Source organism: Ruegeria sp. BHSB056 (assembly GCF_059613305.1).
The window spans coordinates 1-2190 of the sequence record NZ_JBXWSG010000170.1; the positions used below are offsets into that span (position 1 = coordinate 1).

At 50.1% G+C, this 2190-nt stretch carries 2 protein-coding genes and 1 pseudogene; 2 read left to right on the top strand and 1 reads right to left on the bottom strand.

The window, feature by feature from the left end; translation table 11 throughout:
* Positions 1-508 (bottom strand): annotated as a pseudogene (locus tag AC2FND_RS20005) (hypothetical protein); the annotation flags it as partial.
* A 178-nt stretch (positions 509-686) separates the two neighbouring features.
* Here AC2FND_RS20005 and AC2FND_RS20010 point away from each other — a divergent pair.
* Both AC2FND_RS20010 and AC2FND_RS20015 read left to right on the top strand, forming a co-directional pair.
* Positions 687-1238, top strand: coding sequence for a hypothetical protein (locus tag AC2FND_RS20010; RefSeq protein ID WP_496771452.1), 552 nt, complete (start codon positions 687-689; stop codon positions 1236-1238).
* On the top strand, positions 1235-1978 hold the full coding sequence (locus AC2FND_RS20015) for an FHA domain-containing protein (RefSeq protein ID WP_496771453.1): 744 nt from the start codon (positions 1235-1237) through the stop codon (positions 1976-1978). Before AC2FND_RS20010 ends, AC2FND_RS20015 begins: the two co-directional genes overlap by 4 nt.
* The last annotated feature ends 212 nt before the right edge of the window (positions 1979-2190 follow it).

Genomic DNA, 2190 nt, shown 5'->3' on the forward strand with positions numbered 1-2190 from the left:
GTGTGTTGTACGCCGATTGAGAAACCTGGCCGCCATCCAGTTGACGACGCAGGGACTTCAGTTCCGCGTTTTGCGATGCCAGAACCGAGCGCAGGTTTGCTTCTACCGAATTCAGTTGCTTACTGACGTTGGACAGATTGGCCAAAACAGCCTTGCTGTTGACGATTTCAACATTTTTGGCTGCCGCTTTTTTGCCGACCTGATTGCCGCCTACGCCGCCGATCAGGCCACCTGCTGCTGCACCAGCGGCACAATCGCTGCCACTGCCACCCAGCAACAATCCGATCCCACAACCAACGACTGCACCAGCCAAGGCACCCTGAATGGTATTGTTGACGATGATATCTTTTGAGACCTGATCCAGGCTTCGAACCTGCTTTTCAAGTTGCTTTTCCTGCTGCGTCTTGCCAGCGACTGCCGATGATGACGCTGATTGAATTGTTTCTTCTGTACAGGCTGAAAGTAGAAGAGAAAAAATTGCAAAAATAGAAATTGCTACTGAACGCATCAACAAACTCCGTACTCATATTTTTCTTCGTAGTTGATTATGAAGTCACATACTTTTTATTTTCAATCAACGATTCGCATATGTGCAAGTGAAGAACGCTATAATCGTGTCATGTTACAATAATCGTGTCACGTCCCAGAACACGTGAATTCCTTATTTATCAAGTTCGAGAATTTCAATGAAATTACCCTTTGATATCAGAGACAAACTCTCACTCGCAAATGATATTTTTACATTCCTTGGGCACCTCGGTGCCGGAGTTGGCGCATTTCTTGCGTTTCTCGGTATTACTTCCAATTTGACAAACAATACGTCCAGTATTGTGTTCAATGTTCAGGTTTCTTCACTGTCTCTACCTGTCCGCCTGACATTACTAGTTTTGGTCGCTGCGGCATTGGGATGGGGATTGGGTGCACTTGTCGGAAAGCTAAGTCAGCAAAGAAATGAGTCTCTTGGCTTTGCAGCTTATGTCGTCGCGCTTTTGTGGGGCGGCCTTATGGTGGGGGCCGCTGACTGGCTTTCTATTGCGCCCCACCAACAGGTCTTGCCGGAAATCTTGTTATTCACTGTCGCAGGAACGGGTCTTGCCCTGTGGGTCGCTGGATTCCATTTTCAAAGCGTTGGTGCAGGTGGGAGACGAGCACTGCGGATCAGGTGCGACGCGCTGTTCCTATTCTCGATCGGCGCGGCCCTTTTTATGGTGCTTACTTTGTTGGGGGCACGGACATGAAGCTCGGTGGACCTCTGGATTCAAAAAACGCCGCCCGCCTGCTGAGCGCCGCCGCTGTCCTAGATTTTTTGTTTCTGGGTTTTGTATTGGTCACTTTGGAACCTGTGTTGCGTCAGGAACTACGGTTGGGAAATACCGGACTGGCCTTGCCGGCGGGGCTTTATCTGATCCTTGTCCTTAGCTACTGGTTGATCTGCGAAGGTTTTCTTGGTGGACACAGCCTGGGACGATATGCCTTACGTCTGAATATGCGCGACAAACGCGGCAATCCGGTATCTCATATGCGGCGCTCTACCCGCGCGTTGAAAAAGATCATGTCGTTTGGCTTAACCGGAGCGAATCCGAACGTCGCATCCCGATATGACAGGGCAGCCGATGTGACATGGTACAGCCCGATGGCTCCCCGCGCCTTGGCCTTTTGGCAACTGGTTGTTCTGAACGGCCCGGATCGCGGCAAGTTGGTCGAATTTCGCAATGTTAAAGGCTTGTCTAACTCACATCAGATCAAAATCGGACGTGACAAGAACTGGGCTGATCTTGCGCTTTCTCGCAGCGAAAGAACTTCGGGTCAGCATTGTGTGCTACGCGTAGAAAAAACGGGCGATCTTTTTATTCGCGACGTGGGCTCAACGAACGGAACCTGGACAGGTGGACGGCGTGTCGGTCCTGAAAAATGGGTACCGTTGGCCGCGGATGGTCGGTTCCGTGTAGGAAGTGTCCAGATTGCCACGGTCCGGTGACCAGTTCCAACGTACCGCGGGTTTTAGCATAGTTTGTTAACTACAAATGCACGGCAAGTAGTTCTGCTGGTTAATTCCCTAAATTTGACTTTAGTATCGATTAGCAACTGTATTTCTCAGGGGGTCTGAGCCGACCAGTTTTGCCGAGATTTGAGGAGTGCGTTCGCGATTGTAACAAGCTTTCTAGCGACTGCTGTGTTGATGACTTTGTG